The sequence below is a fragment of the Povalibacter uvarum genome, from assembly GCF_014202975.1.
Lineage (GTDB): Bacteria > Pseudomonadota > Gammaproteobacteria > Steroidobacterales > Steroidobacteraceae > Steroidobacter > Steroidobacter uvarum.
In genome coordinates, this window is sequence record NZ_JACHHZ010000001.1 from 344356 (window position 1) to 363199 (window position 18844).

The 18844-nt window shown below is 63.4% G+C and carries 17 protein-coding genes and 1 tRNA gene; 8 read left to right on the forward strand and 10 right to left on the reverse strand.

The window, feature by feature from the left end:
* Positions 1-6: 6 nt before the first annotated feature.
* Together HNQ60_RS01410 and HNQ60_RS01415 are read right to left on the reverse strand one after the other, a co-directional pair.
* Complete coding sequence (locus tag HNQ60_RS01410; protein WP_184329235.1) at positions 7-963, reverse strand: AAA family ATPase; 957 nt, start codon at positions 961-963, stop codon at positions 7-9.
* A gap of 79 nt (positions 964-1042) precedes the next feature.
* The gene (locus HNQ60_RS01415; RefSeq protein ID WP_184329236.1) at positions 1043-3880 is read right to left on the reverse strand and encodes a valine--tRNA ligase; all 2838 of its coding nucleotides are present in this window, start codon (positions 3878-3880) and stop codon (positions 1043-1045) included.
* Between the two features lie 121 nt (positions 3881-4001).
* On the opposite strand from HNQ60_RS01415, the gene HNQ60_RS01420 reads away from it, so the two are divergent.
* Together HNQ60_RS01420 and HNQ60_RS01425 are read left to right on the forward strand one after the other, a co-directional pair.
* Positions 4002-4763, forward strand: coding sequence for a sulfite exporter TauE/SafE family protein (locus HNQ60_RS01420; RefSeq protein WP_184329237.1), 762 nt, complete (start codon positions 4002-4004; stop codon positions 4761-4763).
* Between the two features lie 3 nt (positions 4764-4766).
* A complete protein-coding gene (locus tag HNQ60_RS01425) occupies positions 4767-5219 on the forward strand; it encodes an acyl-CoA thioesterase (protein ID WP_184329238.1) in 453 nt (150 codons plus the stop codon).
* Positions 5220-5247: 28 nt separating this feature from the next.
* Here HNQ60_RS01425 and HNQ60_RS01430 read toward each other — a convergent pair whose 3' ends face one another.
* Both HNQ60_RS01430 and HNQ60_RS01435 read right to left on the reverse strand, forming a co-directional pair.
* Positions 5248-5679, reverse strand: coding sequence for a DNA polymerase III subunit chi (locus HNQ60_RS01430; protein ID WP_184329239.1), 432 nt, complete (start codon positions 5677-5679; stop codon positions 5248-5250).
* A gap of 37 nt (positions 5680-5716) precedes the next feature.
* Positions 5717-7207 (reverse strand): leucyl aminopeptidase, encoded by a 1491-nt coding sequence (locus HNQ60_RS01435; RefSeq protein WP_184329240.1) that lies wholly within the window; start codon positions 7205-7207, stop codon positions 5717-5719.
* Positions 7208-7256: 49 nt separating this feature from the next.
* Here HNQ60_RS01435 and lptF point away from each other — a divergent pair, with 49 nt between their 5' ends.
* Genes lptF through HNQ60_RS01450 form a run of 3 tightly spaced genes read left to right on the forward strand, consistent with a single transcriptional unit; the run spans position 7257 to position 10207 of the window.
* Entirely contained in the window at positions 7257-8570 is a 1314-nt protein-coding gene (gene lptF / locus HNQ60_RS01440; RefSeq protein WP_184329241.1) for an LPS export ABC transporter permease LptF, read from the forward strand.
* A gap of 2 nt (positions 8571-8572) precedes the next feature.
* Positions 8573-9640 carry an LPS export ABC transporter permease LptG gene (gene lptG / locus HNQ60_RS01445; RefSeq protein ID WP_184329242.1) on the forward strand — a complete coding sequence of 356 codons (1068 nt, stop codon included), beginning with the start codon at positions 8573-8575 and terminating at the stop codon, positions 9638-9640.
* Positions 9641-9652: 12 nt separating this feature from the next.
* On the forward strand, positions 9653-10207 hold the full coding sequence (locus HNQ60_RS01450; protein WP_221303962.1) for an RDD family protein: 555 nt from the start codon (positions 9653-9655) through the stop codon (positions 10205-10207).
* A 40-nt stretch (positions 10208-10247) separates the two neighbouring features.
* Here HNQ60_RS01450 and HNQ60_RS01455 read toward each other — a convergent pair whose 3' ends face one another.
* The 4 genes from HNQ60_RS01455 to HNQ60_RS01470 are packed head-to-tail and all read right to left on the reverse strand — an operon-like array spanning position 10248 to position 14732.
* Positions 10248-11327, reverse strand: a complete 1080-nt coding sequence (locus HNQ60_RS01455; protein ID WP_184329244.1) for a DUF4340 domain-containing protein — start codon at positions 11325-11327, stop codon at positions 10248-10250.
* Positions 11328-11337: 10 nt separating this feature from the next.
* A complete protein-coding gene (locus tag HNQ60_RS01460) occupies positions 11338-13257 on the reverse strand; it encodes a GldG family protein (RefSeq protein WP_184329245.1) in 1920 nt (639 codons plus the stop codon).
* Between the two features lies 1 nt (position 13258).
* Positions 13259-13996, reverse strand: a complete 738-nt coding sequence (locus tag HNQ60_RS01465; protein WP_184329246.1) for an ABC transporter permease subunit — start codon at positions 13994-13996, stop codon at positions 13259-13261.
* On the reverse strand, positions 13989-14732 hold the full coding sequence (locus HNQ60_RS01470; protein ID WP_184329247.1) for an ABC transporter ATP-binding protein: 744 nt from the start codon (positions 14730-14732) through the stop codon (positions 13989-13991). The genes HNQ60_RS01465 and HNQ60_RS01470 overlap by 8 nt, the downstream gene beginning before the upstream one ends.
* A 632-nt stretch (positions 14733-15364) precedes the next feature.
* On the opposite strand from HNQ60_RS01470, the gene HNQ60_RS01475 reads away from it, so the two are divergent.
* The gene (locus HNQ60_RS01475) at positions 15365-15883 is read left to right on the forward strand and encodes a sll1863 family stress response protein (RefSeq protein WP_184329248.1); all 519 of its coding nucleotides are present in this window, start codon (positions 15365-15367) and stop codon (positions 15881-15883) included.
* Positions 15884-15905: 22 nt separating this feature from the next.
* Here HNQ60_RS01475 and HNQ60_RS01480 read toward each other — a convergent pair whose 3' ends face one another.
* Together HNQ60_RS01480 and HNQ60_RS01485 are read right to left on the reverse strand one after the other, a co-directional pair.
* Positions 15906-16685, reverse strand: coding sequence for a hypothetical protein (locus HNQ60_RS01480; RefSeq protein WP_184329249.1), 780 nt, complete (start codon positions 16683-16685; stop codon positions 15906-15908).
* Positions 16686-16798: 113 nt separating this feature from the next.
* Positions 16799-16874: transfer RNA gene (locus HNQ60_RS01485), tRNA-Glu, on the reverse strand.
* A gap of 90 nt (positions 16875-16964) precedes the next feature.
* Between HNQ60_RS01485 and pcnB the strand changes: the two genes are divergently transcribed.
* Together pcnB and folK are read left to right on the forward strand one after the other, a co-directional pair.
* On the forward strand, positions 16965-18329 hold the full coding sequence (gene pcnB, locus HNQ60_RS01490) for a polynucleotide adenylyltransferase PcnB (RefSeq protein WP_184329250.1): 1365 nt from the start codon (positions 16965-16967) through the stop codon (positions 18327-18329).
* A 12-nt stretch (positions 18330-18341) separates the two neighbouring features.
* Entirely contained in the window at positions 18342-18836 is a 495-nt protein-coding gene (gene folK, locus HNQ60_RS01495) for a 2-amino-4-hydroxy-6-hydroxymethyldihydropteridine diphosphokinase (RefSeq protein WP_184329251.1), read from the forward strand.
* Positions 18837-18844 lie beyond the last annotated feature (8 nt).

The following is an 18844-nucleotide window of genomic DNA, read 5'->3' on the forward strand; positions in this document are numbered from 1 at the left end:
GGTGGGTCAGGGGACCGCGACCGCCTTGAGCACCAGTTCGCCGACCTCGGCCGCGGACTTCACTGAGGAATCGTCACGCGGCTTGAGGCGATGACCCACGACGCCGGGAAGCACTGCCTGCACGTCTTCGGGGAGAACCCCTGCGTGGCCATGAATGAGCGCCCACGCCTGTGCTGCCCGCAGCATCGCAATCCCTGCGCGCGGCGAAAGGCCGGACTCGAAATGCCGGGATTCACGGGTATAGCGAATGATCGCCTGGACGTAGTCGAGCAACGCATCCGACGCGTGTACGCGCGGCACCATCGTCTGCATGAGCAGCAATTGCTGTGGCGTCAGCATCGGTGGAATCGTGGCGAGAAGATCCCTGCGATCCTGCCCGGTCAGCAACTCGCGCTCGAGGAGGGAATCGGGATAACCCAGCTCGATGCGCAGCAGGAAGCGGTCGAGCTGCGATTCGGGCAGCGGGAACGTGCCGATCTGATAGACCGGGTTCTGGGTCGCGATCACGAAGAACGGAGCGGCGAGCGGATAGGTCTGTCCGTCGACCGTGACCTGGTGTTCTTCCATGGCCTCGAGCAGCGCGCTCTGCGCCTTCGGCGTCGCGCGATTGACTTCGTCCGCCAGCACGAGCTGCGAAAAGATCGGCCCCTTGTGGAAACGGAATTCGCCCGAGTCACGCTCGAAGATCGAGACGCCGATGATGTCCGCGGGCAGCAGGTCGCTGGTGAACTGGATTCTCTGGTAGTGCAGGCCCAGCGTTTCCGCGAGGGCATGGGCCAGCGTGGTCTTGCCGACACCGGGAATGTCCTCGATCAGCAAGTGTCCACGGGCGAGGAGGCAGGAGATGCTCAGCCGCAGCTGCTGTTCCTTTCCGAGGATGATCTTGCCCAGCTGCCGGATCGTGGCGCCGATCAGTTCGACCGGATCGGCCTGGGTGATGAGCGTCGGAACAGGTGATTCCATGAGCAGCAGCCGTCGCGTTAGCGGGTGACCTGTAACGTGTAGCGGACTTTGGGCCCGATTGCACGCCGCACTTCACACCTTACGTATTCTCGCCCTTCAGCCGCCGCACCCGGCGTTCCTGTTCCTCGATCTGGGCGATCTCGCTGCGCCGGTCGGCGATGCGGCCACGTTCCTCTTCGACGACGGCCGGAGGCGCGTTCGCCACGAAGTTCTGGTTGCTGAGCTTCGCCTCCGACTTGGCGATCTCCTGCACGATCTTCGCCTTGCGCTTGGCAAGTCGCGCGAGCTCCGCGTCCGGATCATCGATGAGGCTCGCCAGCGGCGCGTGGATCGTCTGGCCATCGATGAGTTGCATGGCCGTCGGCGGCAGCGCCGCCTCGTCTGCAATCGGCTGGATCTCGGTGACGTTCGCCAGGAAGCGGATCAGCGCGGCACTGCCTTCGATCAGTTTCCAGTCAGCGGCCGAGCTGGCCTTGATGAACACAGGGAACTGACGCGAGCGCGCGACGTCGAGTTGTCCACGGATCTGGCGCACGCCGAGGATGATGGCCTTGATCGGCGAAATGGCTTCCTCGGCCTCCTGGTCGATCGGGAAATCCGAGTCGAGCGGATAGCGCTGCAGCATGATCGTCTGCGGTGCCGGGTCGCGGGTTCGCGGGTTATCGTCGTCGAACCCGCGAACCCGCGGCCCGGCACCGGACTGCCAGATCTCTTCAGTCACGAACGGCATGAGCGGGTGCAGGAGGCGCAGATACGCTTCCAGCACTTCGAGCAGCGTGCGTCGTGCGCCGCGCTTCTGGGCATCCGTCGACGCTTCCGATTGCAGTGCCGGCTTCGAGAGCTCGAGGTACCAGTCGCAGTACTCGTACCACGCGAATTCGTAGAGCTTCTGCGCGGCGAGGTCGAAGCGGTACTCGCCGAAGAGGCGCCGCACTTCTTCGACCGTCGAGCCGAGTCGCGAGCGGATCCAGCGATCGGGGACCGAGTATTCCACCGGCTGGTTGTCGAAGCCGTTGTCGTGGCCTTCGGTGTTCATCAGAACGTAGCGCGCTGCATTCCACAGCTTGTTGCAGAAGTTCTTGTAGCCGTCGATGCGGCCGAGGTCGAAGCGGATGTCGCGACCCATCGTCGCCAGCGACGCGAAGGTGAATCGCAGCGCGTCCGTGCCGTAGGCGGGAATGCCTTCGGGGAACTGCTTGCGCGTCGCCTTCTCGATCTTGGCCTTCAGATGCGGCTGCATCAGCCCGGTGGTGCGCTTCGTCACCAGCGACTCGAGATCGATGCCGTCGATGAGATCGAGCGGATCGATGATGTTGCCTTTCGACTTCGACATCTTGTCGCCGTTCTCATCGCGGATGAGGCCGGTGATGTAGATCTCCTTGAAAGGCACTTCGCCCGCGAACTTCATCCCCATCATGATCATGCGCGCGACCCAGAAGAAGATGATGTCGAAGCCCGTCACCAGAACCGTCGTCGGATAGAACGTCTTCAGCGCCGCCGTCTGGTCGGGCCAGCCCAGCGTCGAGAACGGCCACAGTGCCGAGGAGAACCACGTATCCAGCACGTCGTCATCGCGTGTGAGCTTGACGTCGTTGCGGCCGAGGTTGCCCTGCGCCTGCTGGAGGGCATCGGTTTCCGAGCGCGCGACGTACACGTTGCCCTGGTCGTCGTACCACGCCGGAATCTGGTGTCCCCACCACAGCTGGCGGCTGATGCACCAGTCCTGGATGTTGTGCATCCACTGGAAGTACGTTTTCGCCCAGTTGTCCGGCACGAACCTGATACGGCCATCCTCGACCGCCTTGATCGCGGGCTCGGCCAGAGGCGCGATCCGCACGTACCACTGATCGGTGAGCCATGGCTCGAGAATGGCGCCGCTGCGGTCGCCGCGCGGGACCGGCAGCGAGTGAGGCTCGATCTTCTCGACGAGACCCTGCGCTTCGAGCGCGGCGACGATTTGCTTGCGGGCTTCGAAACGGTCCAGGCCGCGATACTCCGCGGGCACCTCGTCGTTCATCGCTGCATTGGCATCGAAGACGTTGATGAGCGGCAGGCTGTGGCGCTTGCCGATCTCATAGTCGTTGAAGTCGTGTCCCGGCGTGATCTTGACGCAGCCCGAGCCGAAGGCCGGGTCGACGTAGTCGTCGCCAATGACGGGGATCAGTCGATCGGTCAGAGGCAGGTGGATCTTCTTGCCGATCAGGTGGCGATAACGCTCGTCTTCCGGATGAACGGCAACGGCTGTATCGCCGAGCATGGTTTCCGGGCGGGTCGTTGCGACCACCAGATGACCCGAACCGTCGGACAGCGGATAGCGCAGATGCCAGAGGCTGCCCTGTTCCTGTTCAGCAAGCACTTCGAGATCGGAAAGGGCGGTGTGCAGCACCGGATCCCAGTTCACGAGCCGTTTGCCGCGATAGATGAGGCCGTCTTCATACAGACGCACGAAGACTTCGGTGACGGCGACGGAGAGGCCCTCGTCCATCGTGAAGCGATCGCGCGACCAGTCGACGGAATTGCCGAGGCGTCGTTCCTGGCGGGAGATCGTGTCACCCGACTGCGCCTTCCATTGCCACACGCGTTCGACGAACGCGTCGCGGCCAATGTCGCGACGATGGATGCCTTCCGCGTTGAGCTGGCGTTCGACCACCATCTGCGTCGCAATGCCGGCGTGATCGGTGCCGGGCTGCCAGAGCGTCTTGTCGCCTTCCATGCGGTGGAGGCGGGTCAATGCGTCCATGAGCGTGTGCTGGAACGCGTGCCCCATGTGCAGCGTGCCCGTCACGTTGGGCGGCGGAATCATGATGCAGTACGACTTGCCGGTGCCGCCGCTCTCGCGGGGGGCGAACCAGCCATTTTCCTCCCACCGCTCGTAGATGCGCTGTTCGATATCGCGGGGGGTGTAAGTCTTTTCCATGGGAATCGGGAGCGGGAGACGCGAAAAGGGGCGGCGATTATAGCGGACGAGGGCGGGCGACTGGCCGTCTGCCGGGCACGACGGTGGGCAGGCCCGGTATTGCCCCTCATACTTCCCGGCGATGACACCCCTCGAACTCTTTCTGGCCGCGCTTGCAGCCGCGGGGGCGGGCGCTATCAATGCGCTCGCGGGCGGCGGAACGCTGATCAGTTTTCCCGCCCTGCTGGCCATGGGGGTTCCGCCGGTCATGGCGAACGTGACCAATGCCGTGGCGCTTTCGCCGGGCTATTTCGGTGCGACGCTCGCTCAGTGGAAGAATCTGCGGGGGCAGCGCCGGCGACTCTGGATCTGTGTCCCGGCAGCCATCATCGGAGGGCTCGCGGGCGGAGTGATCCTGCTGCACACGCACGAGCGAACCTTCCAGTCGCTGGTGCCCTACATGCTGTTCGCAGCGTCGCTGCTGCTGGCGCTGCAGAACAAGGTCCGCGATGCGGTCGTGAAGCGGCTTGCCGATCCCGGGCACGCGAAGCGCGATCCGCTCATCGTTGCCATTCCGGTCCTGCTCGCGGGAATCTACGGCGGCTTCTTCACAGCGGGGATGAGTGTCATCGTGCTGGCGGTGCTGGGCTCGATGCTCGACGATTCGCTGACGCGACTGAACGCACTGAAGCAGGCAATCGCTTTCTGCGTGAACATCGCCGCTGCGGTGTTCTTCCTGTTCTCCGGGAAAGTAATCTGGATCGTCGCCGCGGCAATGGCCGTCGGCGCGCTCATCGGCGGCGCAGCCGGCGGCCGGTTGGCGGGGAGCATGAAGCCCGACACGCTGCGCTGGATCGTCGTGAGCGTCGGCTTCGCGTTGGCTGTTTATTACTGGATCAGGTGAGTCGTGTCCGAGGAACGGTTTCGCTACTTTCTGCGTGTACGTTACGGCGAGTGCGACGCGCAGAAAGTCGTCTTCAATGCACGCTATGCCGACTACGTGGATCTGGCGACGGCGGAACTGCTGCGTGCTCTTGGTTATGAGCACGAAATACAGACGGCTGAACTGGACTACCAGCTCGTCAAGCAGACGATCGAGTGGAAAGCGCCCGCGCGCTATGACCAGGTCCTCGAAGTCTCAGTCGCGGCGAAGCATCTCGGGAATACGTCGTTCACGCTCGCGACCGAGTTCCGGATCGCGGGAGAGGAAAGGGTCATCGCCACCGCCGAGACGGTCTATGTCCATGTCGACACGCACACACTGCAGAAGCAGGCTTTGCCGCGGCAATTCCGTGATGCGCTCACGCGAGGCGCGAGCGGAGTGGCGATCGATCACGCGGGGTGGGCCGCGAGCAGGTGAGGTCGGCGCGCTGTGGCGAATTCAGTGACTAGAGGTTGTGCGACTCCAGCTCGCACCCGCGCTCCCGATAAGCCTTGTACCGTTCTCTCGACAGCCGCTTGTTCTCCGGATCGACATCGACGATTTCCGCGATCCGTTCGAAGCTCTCGACTTCGGTCGGCAGCGCATTGGTGAGATTGATCAGCAGTTGCCGGTGAGTGGAGGGCGGCGGCGCATCGCCGAGCAATACAGCCACGCGCTCGTGCGTGGCTGCGTCGCCGTGCAGGACTTCATGCGGAATGAAGCTGCGCTCGTTGAACGTCCACAGCATGTCGTCGAGTCGCTGGGCGTCAGCGAGCGAGCCGGTCTGAACATAGACACGGATGTTCTGGTCGAACGCCTTCTCGACCAGCCGGCACGCGATGCGCAACCGCGCATCGGGGCCTTCCTGCGACAGCACGTAGAAATCGACCCGGCTCATGATTCGTCAGCTGTCATTCCTAACCGCCAACCGCTGTTCACTTCTTCTTGTTCAGCAGATAGTCGACGAGCAGCGGCACCGGACGGCCCGTGCTCGATTTCTGCGAGCCTGACTGATATGCCGTGCCCGCCACGTCGAGGTGAGCCCAGCGCAAGCCGTCGGTGAACTTGGCGAGGAAGCATGCGGCGGTGATGGCGCCGCCTTCGCGGCCTGCGACGTTGGCCATGTCCGCGAAGTTGCTCTTCAGCCCCTCGGCCCATTCTTCGCCGATCGGCATGGGCCACGCGCGATCGTCGGCACGCTTGCCGGCTTCGGCGAGGTCCTTGCTGAGTTCTTCGTCATTGCTGAATAGACCCGAGACGTGATTGCCGAGGGCGATCACGCAGGCGCCGGTCAGCGTTGCGATGTCGATGATGGTGTCGGGCTTGAAGCGGCGCGCGTACGTGATCGCGTCGCACAGGATCAGCCGGCCTTCCGCATCCGTGTTCAGGACCTCGATCGTCTGGCCCGACATGCTCTTCACGATGTCGCCGGGCTTCGTGGCGAGGCCGCTCGGCATGTTCTCGCAGGCTGGAACGACGCCGACGACATTGATCGGCAATTCGAGTTCGGCGACCGACTTGAACGTACCGAGCACGCTCGCGGCACCGCTCATGTCGAACTTCATTTCGTCCATGCCGGGCGGCGGCTTGAGCGAGATGCCGCCGGTATCGAACGTGACGCCCTTGCCCACGAGCACGACAGGAGCCTTGCTGCGCTCGGCGCCGTAGTACTCGAGGACGATGAGGCGGGCGGGTTCTTCCGTGCCAGCGGTGACTGAAAGGAACGATCCCATCTTCAGTTTGCGGCAGTCCGCCTCGTTCAGGATGCGGGTCTTGATCTTGCGATGCTCGCGGGAGAGCGCCTTGGCTGCATTGGCGAGATAGGAAGGAGTGCAGACGTTCGCGGGCTGATTGGCGAGATCACGCATCAGGGACATGCCGGCCACGATGCCGCGGCCATGCTCGAGGCCGCGCTCGACACTGCCGCGATCGCCGCGGCTCGCCGCGGCAACCCCGAAACGGGTGAGTTTCGATTTCGCGCGCCTGGCGGTCGTCTTGTGGTCGGGGATGCGATACGCCGAATTGCCGGCCACTTCGGCAGCGATGCGGGCGAGCGCGTAGCTGTCCGCTTCGGTGACGGCCTCGAGTGACAGGTAGCTGATCGCCTCGCGTGCCGCCGTCTTGCCGATGGCAATGAGTGCCGAGTTCAGTGCCCGACGATATTGCTTGCGGCCCAGGCCGCTCTTCGAGCCCAGACCGACGACCACGACGCGCTCGACGGGACCCGCGCCCAGATCGGACAAAGTCACCACGTCACCCGCTTTACCCTGCAGATCGCCCTTCTTGACCAGGCGAGCAATGCGCCCGCCGATCCGGCCGTCGATTTCCGCGGCAGCGTCGGTCAGCACGCCTTTGTCGTACACGCCGACGATCGCGCATTCAGTGCGCTGGCGCGCAGGCGAAGTGCTGGTCGCAAAGAAATCCATGGGCAGTCCTCTTCAGTGGTTTACGCGGGCGGGCCGCGTCGCTTAACTTATGCGCAAGCCCGCGTGCTATGCCGATCCGCATCGTGACGCCGGTGTCAGAGAGATCGCTTCGGGGATCGCCCAGGGCATCGTGAGGGATCATTTGAACGCGGGCGTAGTCTACCCGATTCGGTCGACCCGGGCCGCCCGGGCCCGAGGCGAGATCAGGACTTTCGAGGTACGGGCACTGCGCACGCTTGATCGCTATATCTTCCGCGAGGTCGCCATCACCTGGATCGCGGTGACGGTGGTGCTGCTCGCCATCCTGCTGGCCAATCAGCTCGCGCGGGTGCTTTCGCAGGCCGCTGCGAACGATTTTCCCCGCGAGGTCGTATTCGCGCTCATCGGACTGACGACCACCGGCAACCTGTCGGTGATCATGCCCATCGGTTTCTTCCTGGCCATCATGCTGGGCCTCGGCCGGCTCTATCACGAGAGCGAGATGGCGGCGATCCAGTCGTGCGGCGTGGGCCCTTCGGGATTGTTTCGTCCGATCGCGGTGCTGTGCGTCGTCATCGTCGGGTTGCTGGCGTGGCTGTCCTTCGTCGCCATTCCATCGGCCAGCGCCCGTGCGCAGGCGATCCGGGCCGAGGCATTGCGTGAAGCGCAGTTCGGGTTGCTGGAACCGGGACGATTCCGTCCCTTCGCGGGCGGCAGCGTAATGGTCTACGCGGAACGTGTGGACAGTAACGGCGTACTGCACAACGTGAACGTCTTCGTCGAGCGCGACCGTGAGACGAACGGCGAAGTGCCGTTGACCAATGCAGCGAACCGGCCGCCGGGCCGCTTCGAGATCTGGACGGCCACGCGAGCGGAACAGCGTGGCGCTGGTCAGGCCGAACAGACTTTCGTGCTCTACGACGGCGAACGGTTCGAGGGAGTGCCGGGCGAGGGCGAGTTCCGGATGATCAAGTTCAGCGAGGGTGGTATTCCGATCCGTCTCGGCGAACTGTCGAGCAAGGCGCCGAAGGCGGAAATGAAGACGACGGCGCAGCTACTGGCGTCGCGAAAGCTGGATGACAACGCAGAGTTTCACTGGCGCCTCGCTGTGCCGGTGAGCGCCGTGATTCTGATGGCGCTGGCGATACCGCTCGCGAAGCTGCGGCCGCGACAGGGACGGTTTGGGCGGATCGGCATCGCGATCCTGGTCTACTTCCTGTATCAGCAATCGCTCGTTGCCGCGCGCACGTGGCTGGAAGAGGGGGTCGTGCCGCCGGGCGTCGGCCTGTGGTGGGTGCATGCGATCGCGCTCTGCGGTGCTGCCTGGTTGCTGACTCGCGAATATCCCGTTGCACGGGCGCGCGCTGTCGCGGTGGGGGCCTGATCGTGTCGGTCCTATCGCGCTATGTGATGCGGGCAGTGATCGGCTACACGCTGCTCGTCTTGCTCGTTCTGTGCGTGCTGAGCGGCCTGTACATGCTCATCACCGAGCAGGACGACATCGGCACGGGTAACTACTCGGCGACCAGTGCACTGCTCTTCGTCGCGCTCAATCTCGGGCAGACCGCCTTCGACATGCTGCCGATCGCTTCGCTGATCGGATCGCTGCTCTCTCTGGGGAATCTTTCACGCTCGCTCGAACTGGTTGTCATCCGGGCGGCCGGCGTTTCGGTGGCGCGAATCGCGACGTGGGTTCTTGGAGCGGGTGTGGTGCTGATGGGGCTTACGTGGGTGCTTGGCGAATACCTCGCACCGCAGATGGAGCAGTACGCACGCGAGATGAAAACCTTCCAGAAGTTCCAGGACTACAGCATGGCCGGCAATCGCGGCGCCTGGGCGAAGGACGGCGACACGATCTTCTCGGTGCAGCGGCAGAGCGCGGACAGGAGCTACGGCGGCGTGTACGTTTTCCAGTTCGATGCGCAGCGACGGTTGCGCAGCATCGGCCGCGCCACCAGTGCGAGTATCGACGACAACAACCGGTGGGAGCTGTCCGACTTTCGCGAATCGCGTGTCGAGGACGACCGGATCATCCCGACGCACCAGGCATCGACGACGCTCGAAACGAACCTGTCCGCCGAGTTCCTCGGACTCGCAGCCGTCAAGCCGGACTCGATGCCGGTTCGCGGTCTGATCAGCTATGTCGGTCACTTGAAGCGCAACGGCCTCGATGCACGCACGGCGGAGACGGCGCTGTGGGCACGCATCGCCCGAACGATCGCCGTATCGATCATCGTCGTCCTGGCGGTGCCGTTCGCCTTCGGGCCGATGCGTTCGACTGGAACGGGAGCCCGCACAGTCGTCGGCATCATGATCGGCGTCGTGTTCCTGCTGCTGGCGAAGTTGATGGACAGCAGCGGCGCACTGTTCGATCTGCCGCCGATCGTGGTGGGATGGACGCCGACAGTCGTGCTGGCGCTCGTCACCAGTATCGTGGTGGCGCGTGTCCGCTAACTCGCTATGTCCGTGAACGACGCAATATCCGATTCCAATCCCGCCCTACCTGGCAGTGCTGGTGTGCTGCGGCGGGTGATGGCAATGGTCTACGACCTGCTTCCCATGATGGCGATCGGGGTTGTGGTGACGTTTGCGTTTCTGCCCTTCCTGAACGGCCGTAGATTTATTCCCGCTGAAGTCGGGGCACTGGCCTATCTGCATCGGGGGCTTGTCCTTGCAGCGGCGGCGGGGTTCTTCATCTATTTCTGGACGACGCGCGGCCAGACCATCGGAATGATGGCCTGGCGGTTGCGTGTTCAGCGAGCGGACGGCTCGCTGATCGACTGGAAGCAGGGCGCGGCCCGTGTGCTATCCGTCATGGCGCTATGGGTGCCGTTCTTCGTCGGTAATGCGCTCTTCTGGGGACACTGGACGGACCGGACGGCGCGCGGGCTGGCGATCGCTGCTTCGCTGTTGCCGGTCGTATTCGCGTACGCATGGATCTGGATCGACCGCGACCGGCTCGCATGGCACGACCGTTGGACGGATACGCGCGTGACTGTGCTGCCGAAGCGCAAGAAGTAGCGGGCCCGACTGTATCGACAGACGGGCCTCGCAGGAGCCGTCACTTCTGTGTCAGCGAATCCGCCGGCTTGAAGATCGCCTCGTACTTGTAGTCGGGGATCTCGAAAACCCAGCCCTGCAGTCGATCGTTCGTCGACTTCGCCGCGGCTTCGACGCTCTCGGTCGGCGTTGTCGGGGCCGGTTCAGCCTTTTCACCCTCGGCAGGTTCCGGTGTCTTCGTCGTTACATGGAAGCGCTCCGCGAGTGCAGCATCGTAGGTTGACCTCACTGCGACATAGCGCTTGTCGGCCTTCGAATAGCCGTCGAGATCGACAACAAGTCCATCGAAGGTCTTCACGGTCGCCTTGGCCGACGGCTTCTCGCTGGCGAAGTCCTGTGCCGGCAACACGTCTGCAAGGGAGAGTCCGGCCAGAGTCGAGGCGAGCCCGTTGACCGCGAACGCGTCGGCTTCCTTGCCCTTCGGCAGGCCTTCGACCTTGAAGTCAGCGTCTGCCCGTGAGCTCTTCGCTGCCGTGTAGGAGGCCTTGGCGTCCGTCGTCACGTGAATTGACTGCACGCGATCCGCAGTCACGTCGACGACCGAGGCGCGCAGCCAATCGTGCGCTGTCGTCGATGCGCCGATCGACTCGTTGATCAGCCAGCTTGCCGGCTCGCCGGCCCGACGCACGTACGTGCCTTTGACGCCGCCGGACTTGCCGACGATCAGATTGACCGGCTTCGCGGTGCCCTCGAGTTCGACTCTCGATCCGGTGGCGGCTGTCCCGCTGACGTCTTCCACACCGAGAGCGGCGTAGTTTTCCGGATTGGATGTCTTCTCTTCGACCGGCTTGGCTTCGGCAATGGCGAGCAGGAGTTTGCGGACCTTCGCGGCGTCCGCGGGATAGTTGGACCGTTCGGTCACGCTCCATTGCCCATCCTTGTGGACCAGCTCGAGCGCGCGTTCGTCGCCTGCCTTGAAGATGCGGACCGCAGTGACCGCCTTCAGATCGTCCTTCAGTCCCGGGTAGAGCGTATCGCTCACAGCCTCGCTGGATGAGGAGCGTTGATGCGAGAGCTGCAGCGCGATCACCAGCGCGGCAACAGCGGCCGCTGCGAGCAGGAGAAGCCTCTTCGATGTCATCGCTGCTCCCTCAACCTGTGTGGGCGGCTGCGCGGCCGGCCTGCAACTTGCGGCGACGCGTGATGGCCAATGCGATCGCGGCAACCGCGATCAGTATCGGGATCAGCGCGATGTTGATCGCCTTCAGCTTCGTGCCGAGTCCCTCGATTTCCACGTCGAGGCTGCGACGCACGTCCCGCAGTTGCTTGCGGATGCGCACGCGTTCCTGCTGAAAGCGCGTCAGTTCCGCTTCCTGCTCCGCTGTCAGCTCGAGATCGCCCTGATTTGCACGGCCGGCCTGCAATTGCGTCAGCTTCTGCTCGGTGTCGCGCAATTCGCGGTCGAGTTCCTGCTCGGTCGAGCGCAGCCGATCATCCGCACGACGGCGAAGATCTTCGACCTTCGTGAACGGCCGGAAGAAGCTCTGCCGTCCGCGGATGCTGATGAGATCGGAGCTGCCCGACAGATTGTCGAGCGCGTTCGCCAGGAAGTCGCCGTTGTTCGCCCACGCCACGGCAACGCGCTGGCCGAAGACGTTCTGACTGCGAACCCACAGCGGGTCGGCGAGGATGTCGGTATCCGCGACGAGGATGACGTTCGCGTCCTGTGCCGTCTCCTTGAGGCTTTCGCCCGGCGCGGCGCCTTCGGGAGTGCCATCCGCGAAGGCCGATTTCAGCTTGCCGTGAATGCGCGCGGCCAGGGCGTAACGCTCGCCCGTTGCCTTGAAACCGTCGAGAAGCGCGTCGCTGTCCGGAAGGAATGCGACTTTCGCCGTCGGCACCAGCGCTGCGTTGGTGCTCGACTGAATCAGCGGTTCGAACTCGATCTCCGCGTCATCTTTTTTCCTGAGCACGCCGCCAGTCATGACGTTGATCGAATCGAGGGCCGAGGTCACGACGTCCTTGCTGTCCATGCTGTCGCGATTGAAGCCGATGATCGCAATGTGCTGCGACGGCGTCTGGCCCGCCTGGAGCGCGACGGTGAGTCCCAGTTCGCGATCGCCGAGGACCTGGCCAGGGTCATAGCTCACGCCCCAGGCGTCGAGCAGCGGTCCCAGCGTCGAAGAACGGTTGCCCATCATCCCGCCCATCTGCGCCATTTGCGCCGCCTGCGGATCGTTCTCCGACTGCGGATCCATGAACGCGATCAGTTTGCCGCCGCGCATCACGAACTGATCGATGGCGTACAGCGTCTTCGGCCCGAGATCGCGCGGGTGAACGACGAGCAGGGTGTCGATGTCCGGAGCGATCGATGCCGAGTCCGTCGCGACGGTCTGCACGTCGAACAGCTCTCGCAGTTGCGAGATGCTTGCCCAACCCGGGCGCATGCCGCCCGAAGACGGATCGAAGGACGCATCCACCGGCAGGCTCGACAGCAGGCCGATCTTCGCGCGCTGCGGATGATCGAGCCGATGAATCATGCTGGCGACGTCGTACTCGAGAAATTCTTCCTTGTCCGGCTGGAAGAACGGAATGATCTCGTGGCCATCGGTCGAGTTCGTACCCGCGAGGCCGAAGTACAGCGACTCGCCGCCGGCACCGAGCGGAACCGCCTGCAGGCCGTACTCGGTCGCCCGGTCCTCATCTTCGGAGAACGGCTGCGGATCGATGACAGTGAGGCGCAGCTTGCCTTTCGATCGTTGCGCCATCTCTTCGAGCAGTTCGCGAACCCTCTGCGCATAAGCACGCAACGGAGGCGACTCGCGGCTCGCATCCTGCGAGAAGAAGAAATACAGGTTCACCGGCTCCTTGAGCGATTCGAGAATCCGCTCGCTGCCGGGCGCGATCGAATAGAGCTTGCTCTCCGTGAGATCGAGTCGCGCTCCGCGCAGCAGGAACGTGAGCAGGATCGTCAGGCCGATGAACAACACTGCGAGCGCGACGAGCGCGCCGACACCGTAGATCTTGTGGCCTTTCGCAGTGGCTGACAGCTGGGAGTGAGATGAGGTCATGTCAGTCAGCCTTCTTCATATCGAGCACGATGGCGTTCGCGGCCAGGCTTATTGCGATCAGCGTCGCGAAATAGAGCAGGTCGCGCAGATCGATCACGCCCTTGGCGATCGAGCTGAAGTGCGTCAGGAAAGACATCGACGCGATCGCATCGATGATGGATTGCGGCAGCAGGCCATCGAGCGCGTTGATCGCAGGGCCAAAGCCCGTCAGCAGGAAGAGCACCAGGCACACCATCGCCGTCAGGATGAAGGCGATGACCTGGTTGCGTGTCGTTGCGGAGATGCAGCTGCCGATCGCAAGGAAGCCGCCTGCCATCAGGAAGCTTCCGACATACGCAGCGAGGATCGTGCCGTTGTCCGGATCGCCGAGGTAGTTGACCGTGATCCACATCGGGAACGTCAGCGCGAGCGCGACTCCCGCGAAAGCCCAGGCCGCGAGGAACTTGCCGAGCACGGCCTGCCACAGCGTGACAGGCAGCGTCATCAGCAGTTCGATCGTTCCTGACTTGCGTTCCTCCGCCCAGAGTCGCATCGACAGGGCAGGGATGAAGAACAGGTACAGCCAGGGGTGGTAGGTGAAGAACGGCGCAAGATCCGCCTGGCCGCGCTCGAAGAAGCCGCCCAGGACGAACGTGCATACGCCGGTCAGGAAAAGGAAGATCACGATGAACACGAACGCGAGCGGCGTTGCGAAGTAGCTCGCGAATTCGCGTCTGAAGAGCGTGCAGATGTTATGCATGGGCAGCCACTCCCTGGACCGGTGCACCCGTCGTGATGGCGCGGAACACATCGTCGAGGCGACCGGTCGCCGATCGCGCCTTCAGATTCCGCGGCGTGTCGTCGGCAAGGATGCGTCCGTTCGAGATGATGATCGCGCGATTGCAGAGCGCATCCACCTCTTCGAGGATGTGCGTCGAGATCACGATGATCTTGTCCTTCGACATCGCGCTGATGAGCGTGCGGACTTCGTGCTTCTGGTTGGGATCGAGGCCGTCGGTGGGTTCGTCGAGAATCAGCACCGGTGGATCGTGCAGCAGCGCCTGCGCGAGTCCGACGCGACGTTTGAAACCCTTCGAGAGTGTTTCGATCGGTTGCTCGAGCACACTGCCGAGCGCGAGGCGGGAGATCACATCGTCCAGTCGGCTCTTGCGCCGATCGCCCGCAAGTCCGCGCACGTTGGCGATGAAGTCGAGGAACGCGCGAACCGTCATCTCAGCGTACGCGGGCGCGCCTTCCGGCAGGTAGCCCATGCACGTCTTCGCGGCCAGCGGCGCTGACTCAACATCGTGGCCGCACACACGGATGCTTCCCGATGTCGGGGCCAGGAAGCCCGTGATCATTTTCATCGTCGTGGATTTGCCGGCGCCGTTCGGTCCGAGGAATCCCAGGACCTCTCCTGCCGCGACGCTGAAGGTCAGGTCGTCGACCGCCTTGAGCACGCCATAGCGTTTGGTCAGATGGTTGATCTCGATCATGTTGTCTTGTTCGTCGCTCGTTTTTCGGTAGTTCGAAGACTGCAGTCAGACTGCGCAAACCCGTTGAGGTTCGCGAAGCGTGGTGAGTGTTCCCGCGAGAGGGCGGCGATTTTTCTATGGGTCCGGCGGGCTTTTCAAGGATGGACAGGTTTGCGATCGCCTCGGTGACGTCGACTTAATTTTCAGGGAGGGGCGGTTGACCCGGACCAGCCGTACCAGGTCATGGACGTTCATTTCGCACCGCCAAAATGGCTTTCATCGGCCGCAGCCGAAGGTCGGCTAGTAGTTTCCCTTATGATTTATTTGAAAGTTTTTGTCGATTCCTTCACAAAAGGGGTGTTGTGCTGCGTGACAGCAATCTGTATATTTGGCACCGCAAAATGACGCAGCGGCGGGCCGGAAGCGGCAAGCCTCCAGGGACAACCTGGGAACTAATCCGACGCTGGCGGTCAATGCAAAGGTTGCTGAGTGTCGTGCCCGGTTTTGCGTGGCGCGACGTAGCTCGAATCCCCCTGATTGGCCGGACCCATCGCAAGATGACCGGCCTTTTTTTTGCCCTGTCGTTTCGTGTGCTTCCCGTTATATTTCGCCGCTCGGGATCGAAGCGGGGTTCACTCACGGGAGGTATCGCGATGGCGACTCGTCAGGAGTTTCTCACTCAGCTGCAGGATCAGCTCGCTTCGTGGACCCGGTGGGTCCAGGAGCTCCAGGGAAAGGCGCTCGCGGACAAACTACGCGACGATGCCACGGCCGTTTACCGCCGCCGCGCTTCCCATGTGAGTCAATTGATCGAGCAGGGGCGGGGACAGATCGATCGGCTCGCCGAGGCGAGCGACGACGCGTGGGACAGCATCTCGGCCGGGGCAGAGCAGGCATGGAATTCGTTGCGCGATGTCGCCGAAAGCCTGGCTGGGCAACCCGATCCGGACGACGCTCCTGCCGCCCGACGCCGTCGCGCATCACCGGCCAGGTCCGCGAAGAAGACAAAGAAGCCGGCTCCTGCAAGGAAGGCAGCGCCGCCGAAGAAGAAGGCAGCCGCGAAAGCCACTGGCAAGAAGGCGGCCAAGAAGAAGGCGAAAGCTCGCGTCGTTCCGCGTGCCAAAGCCAAGTCCGCGAAGAAGAAGGCCCGGCGACCCGCCAGAAAGAAATAGTTTAAGGAATCGAGCGGCGACGTCAGTTCGACTTCGCCGCCCGCGCTTCGATTTCGGCCTTGTTTGCCCGCAGGAACTTGCGGATATCCGGCACGGACGGCCGATCGGCAATGCGACCGATGAGCTCCGCCAGTTCGTGCCACGGCTTGCCCCATTTGAGCAGGCGCACCGCGTCGGCCAGCATCTTTTCTTTCAGGTCGGCGGCGGCTGCGGGCTTGGGTGCGGGAGCTTTGGCGGGTGCTGCCGCGGCGGCTGGTGCCGCAGGTCTGGCTCCCGGGGTCGGTCGGACAACGGGTTTGGGTTCTGGAGCCTTGGGCTCAGCGGCCTTGGGTGCCGCGGTCGGAGCCGCTTTTGCCACCGCTGGAACTCTGAGCCGGGGCATTTCCCGCGTCGACTCATCAGTGGCCGGACGAGCGCGGGCCGCAGCCTGCACTTTCTGGATGAAAGGGGCTTCCACGGTCTGGCTCATCGTCGAGGACGTGTTCTCCCGCCCCGGTTCAGCGAGCGGCACAAAACGCTGGATATGCTGGATCCCGACGAGGTTCGCGAGAAACGCCATCAATTCCAGTGATTCGGCAAAACGGCTGTCGCCCATGGCCTGGCGGGTTTCGCAGTGACTCTTCAGCTCGAGGATCTTCTGGCGGGCGACTTCGAGAACCCAGCGGGTGGGGCGGTCGTGCTTCGGCCAGGGCTGCGCCCGGCTGTACGCGGCATCGCTCAGCTCCGCGTACTTCAAATGCAGATCGACGCTCGCAAGCCACTTGTCGATCAGTTCGGTGATGCGGCGATCCGCAGGGGTCATGTCAGCTCCCGGTCACTTCGGCCGCATTATGCACGGGACTTCAGGCAGTTCTGAGATGGTCCTCCCAGAGACAGGGCGTATACGCGCGGGAATCGCGGCCGAAGCGGGAAAGATGGCGCTCCCAGAGGGATTCGAACCCTCGTACCAGCCTTGAGAGGGCTGTGTCCTAGGCCTCTAGACGATGGGAGCGCATTGGACCGGTCGAACGCCGGTCGAGGCTGTATTATAGACGTCGCGGTTCCTGTCTCAAGCGGCGTGCGCTCATTGAACGAATCAACAATGCCTCAAACCGGCGGTGATGCCAGCAGACCGCTCATCGTTGCGCGCGAAAATCATCCGATCTCGCGGGCCAACATTTCGCCGAACGCGCTCAAGGTCATGTATCGGCTCAAGGAGGCCGGGTATCAGGCTTTCCTGGTGGGCGGTGCCGTGCGCGACCTCTTGCTGGGGCTGAGTCCCAAGGATTTCGACGTCGCCACCAATGCGCATCCGGACCAGGTCAAGCAGCTCTTCCGGAACTGCCGGCTGATCGGCCGGCGCTTCCACCTGGCTCACGTCCGGTTCGGCTACGAGATCATCGAGGTTGCGACCTTCCGCGCCGCCCATACGCCGATCGACGAGGACAACAGCGTCGATGAAGGCGGGCACCGCGTCCTCGACGACCGTGGCCGCATCCTTCGCGACAATCTGTACGGCACGATCGAAGAAGACGTGTGGCGCCGCGACTTCACCGCCAACGCGCTCTACTACAACATCGAAGACTTCTCGGTCTGGGACTACGTCGGTGGTGTTGCGGACGCGCAGGCGAAAGTCCTGCGCCTGATCGGCGATCCGGAAACCCGCTACCGCGAAGATCCGGTCCGGATGCTGCGGGCGATTCGCTTCGCGGCGAAGCTCGAGTTTCAGATTCATGCGGATACCGCCGCCCCGATCAGCAAGCTTGCGTGGATGCTCGACGGTGTTCCGCCTGCACGATTGTTCGACGAGGTGAACAAGTTGTTCCTGTCGGGCAGCGCGGCGAGCGCTTTCGATCTTCTGATTCGCTACGGATTGCTCGAGCACCTTTTTCCCGATGTCACCCAGGCGCTCAACGAGTCGCCTGATGGCGTCGCTGCTCAGCTGGTGCGACTGGGTCTCGCAGGAACCGATGAGCGCGTGCGCGCGGACAAGTCCGTCACGCCGACATTTCTGTTCGCGCTGCTCTTGTGGCCCGCGATCAGTCGCGCGTATCAGCGGCTCAATCCGCAACCGGGCAGTGAGTTCCAGCAGATGACGCTGGCGTGCGAACAAGCGACGGCGCGCCAGCAGGCACGCGTTGCCGTGCCCAAGCGCTTCACGTTGCCGATGCGCGAGATCATCAGCATGCAGCCCCGCTTCAACATGCGTTCCGGTCGACGGGCGCTGCGTCTTCTCGATCATCCGCGCTTCCGTGCTGCGTACGATTTTCTGTTGCTGCGTGTCGCCGCGGGTGATGCGGATCCGGAACTCGGCGACTGGTGGACGGAGATTCAATCGCTGCCCGCGGAGGAGCGCATCGCGCGCGTCGAGCAGCGTCCGGCGGGAGCAGTGCAGGGTGAGGCGCCTCGCTCGGGAAACCGCCGTCGCCGTCGCCGCCGTCGTCATCCTGCCGTCAGCAATCCCTGATCGGTGACGTCGATGTCGGTCCTGTGGACGCCGGCGTATATCGCGATCGGCAGCAATCTGGACGATCCCGCTGCGCAGGTGCGCTCGGCGCTGCGTCATCTGGCTGCGATCGAACGAACCCGCCTGGTCGTCTCTTCCCGGCTCTATCGCTCGGTGCCGCTCGGTCCCCAGGATCAGCCCGAGTTCGTCAATGCCGCCGCCGGTTTGCTCACGCAGTTGTCGCCGCGTGAATTGCTGATGCAGTTGCAGGAGATCGAGCGATCGATGGGGCGGGCCTCGCCCGTCGTTCGCTGGGGCCCGCGACGTATCGATCTCGACCTGTCGATGTATGGCAGCCGGCGAGTGAGCGAGCCTGATTTGACAGTGCCGCATCCGGGCGTGCCGGAGCGCAACTTCGTCCTGTATCCTTTGCGCGATATCGCGCCGGAGGTGATCGTTCCGGGTCACGCCTCCGTGGCGAGTCTCGCAGAACGTATCGGCGACGCCGGCCTCGTACCGATTCCATAACAATTCGC

What these genes read in the sequence shown, in the direction of transcription:
- folK (WP_184329251.1), top strand. Translation starts at nt 18,342, where the DNA reads ATGTCGGTCCTGTGGACGCCGGCGTATATCGCGATCGGCAGCAATCTG.
- HNQ60_RS01435 (WP_184329240.1), bottom strand. Translation starts at nt 7,207, where the DNA reads ATGGATTTCTTTGCGACCAGCACTTCGCCTGCGCGCCAGCGCACTGAA.
- HNQ60_RS01415 (WP_184329236.1), bottom strand. Translation starts at nt 3,880, where the DNA reads ATGGAAAAGACTTACACCCCCCGCGATATCGAACAGCGCATCTACGAG.
- lptF (WP_184329241.1), top strand. Translation starts at nt 7,257, where the DNA reads ATGCGCAAGCCCGCGTGCTATGCCGATCCGCATCGTGACGCCGGTGTC.
- HNQ60_RS01455 (WP_184329244.1), bottom strand. Translation starts at nt 11,327, where the DNA reads ATGACATCGAAGAGGCTTCTCCTGCTCGCAGCGGCCGCTGTTGCCGCG.
- HNQ60_RS01475 (WP_184329248.1), top strand. Translation starts at nt 15,365, where the DNA reads ATGGCGACTCGTCAGGAGTTTCTCACTCAGCTGCAGGATCAGCTCGCT.
- HNQ60_RS01410 (WP_184329235.1), bottom strand. Translation starts at nt 963, where the DNA reads ATGGAATCACCTGTTCCGACGCTCATCACCCAGGCCGATCCGGTCGAA.
- HNQ60_RS01470 (WP_184329247.1), bottom strand. Translation starts at nt 14,732, where the DNA reads ATGATCGAGATCAACCATCTGACCAAACGCTATGGCGTGCTCAAGGCG.
- HNQ60_RS01420 (WP_184329237.1), top strand. Translation starts at nt 4,002, where the DNA reads ATGACACCCCTCGAACTCTTTCTGGCCGCGCTTGCAGCCGCGGGGGCG.
- HNQ60_RS01480 (WP_184329249.1), bottom strand. Translation starts at nt 16,685, where the DNA reads ATGACCCCTGCGGATCGCCGCATCACCGAACTGATCGACAAGTGGCTT.
- HNQ60_RS01460 (WP_184329245.1), bottom strand. Translation starts at nt 13,257, where the DNA reads ATGACCTCATCTCACTCCCAGCTGTCAGCCACTGCGAAAGGCCACAAG.
- pcnB (WP_184329250.1), top strand. Translation starts at nt 16,965, where the DNA reads ATGCCTCAAACCGGCGGTGATGCCAGCAGACCGCTCATCGTTGCGCGC.
- HNQ60_RS01430 (WP_184329239.1), bottom strand. Translation starts at nt 5,679, where the DNA reads ATGAGCCGGGTCGATTTCTACGTGCTGTCGCAGGAAGGCCCCGATGCG.
- HNQ60_RS01465 (WP_184329246.1), bottom strand. Translation starts at nt 13,996, where the DNA reads ATGCATAACATCTGCACGCTCTTCAGACGCGAATTCGCGAGCTACTTC.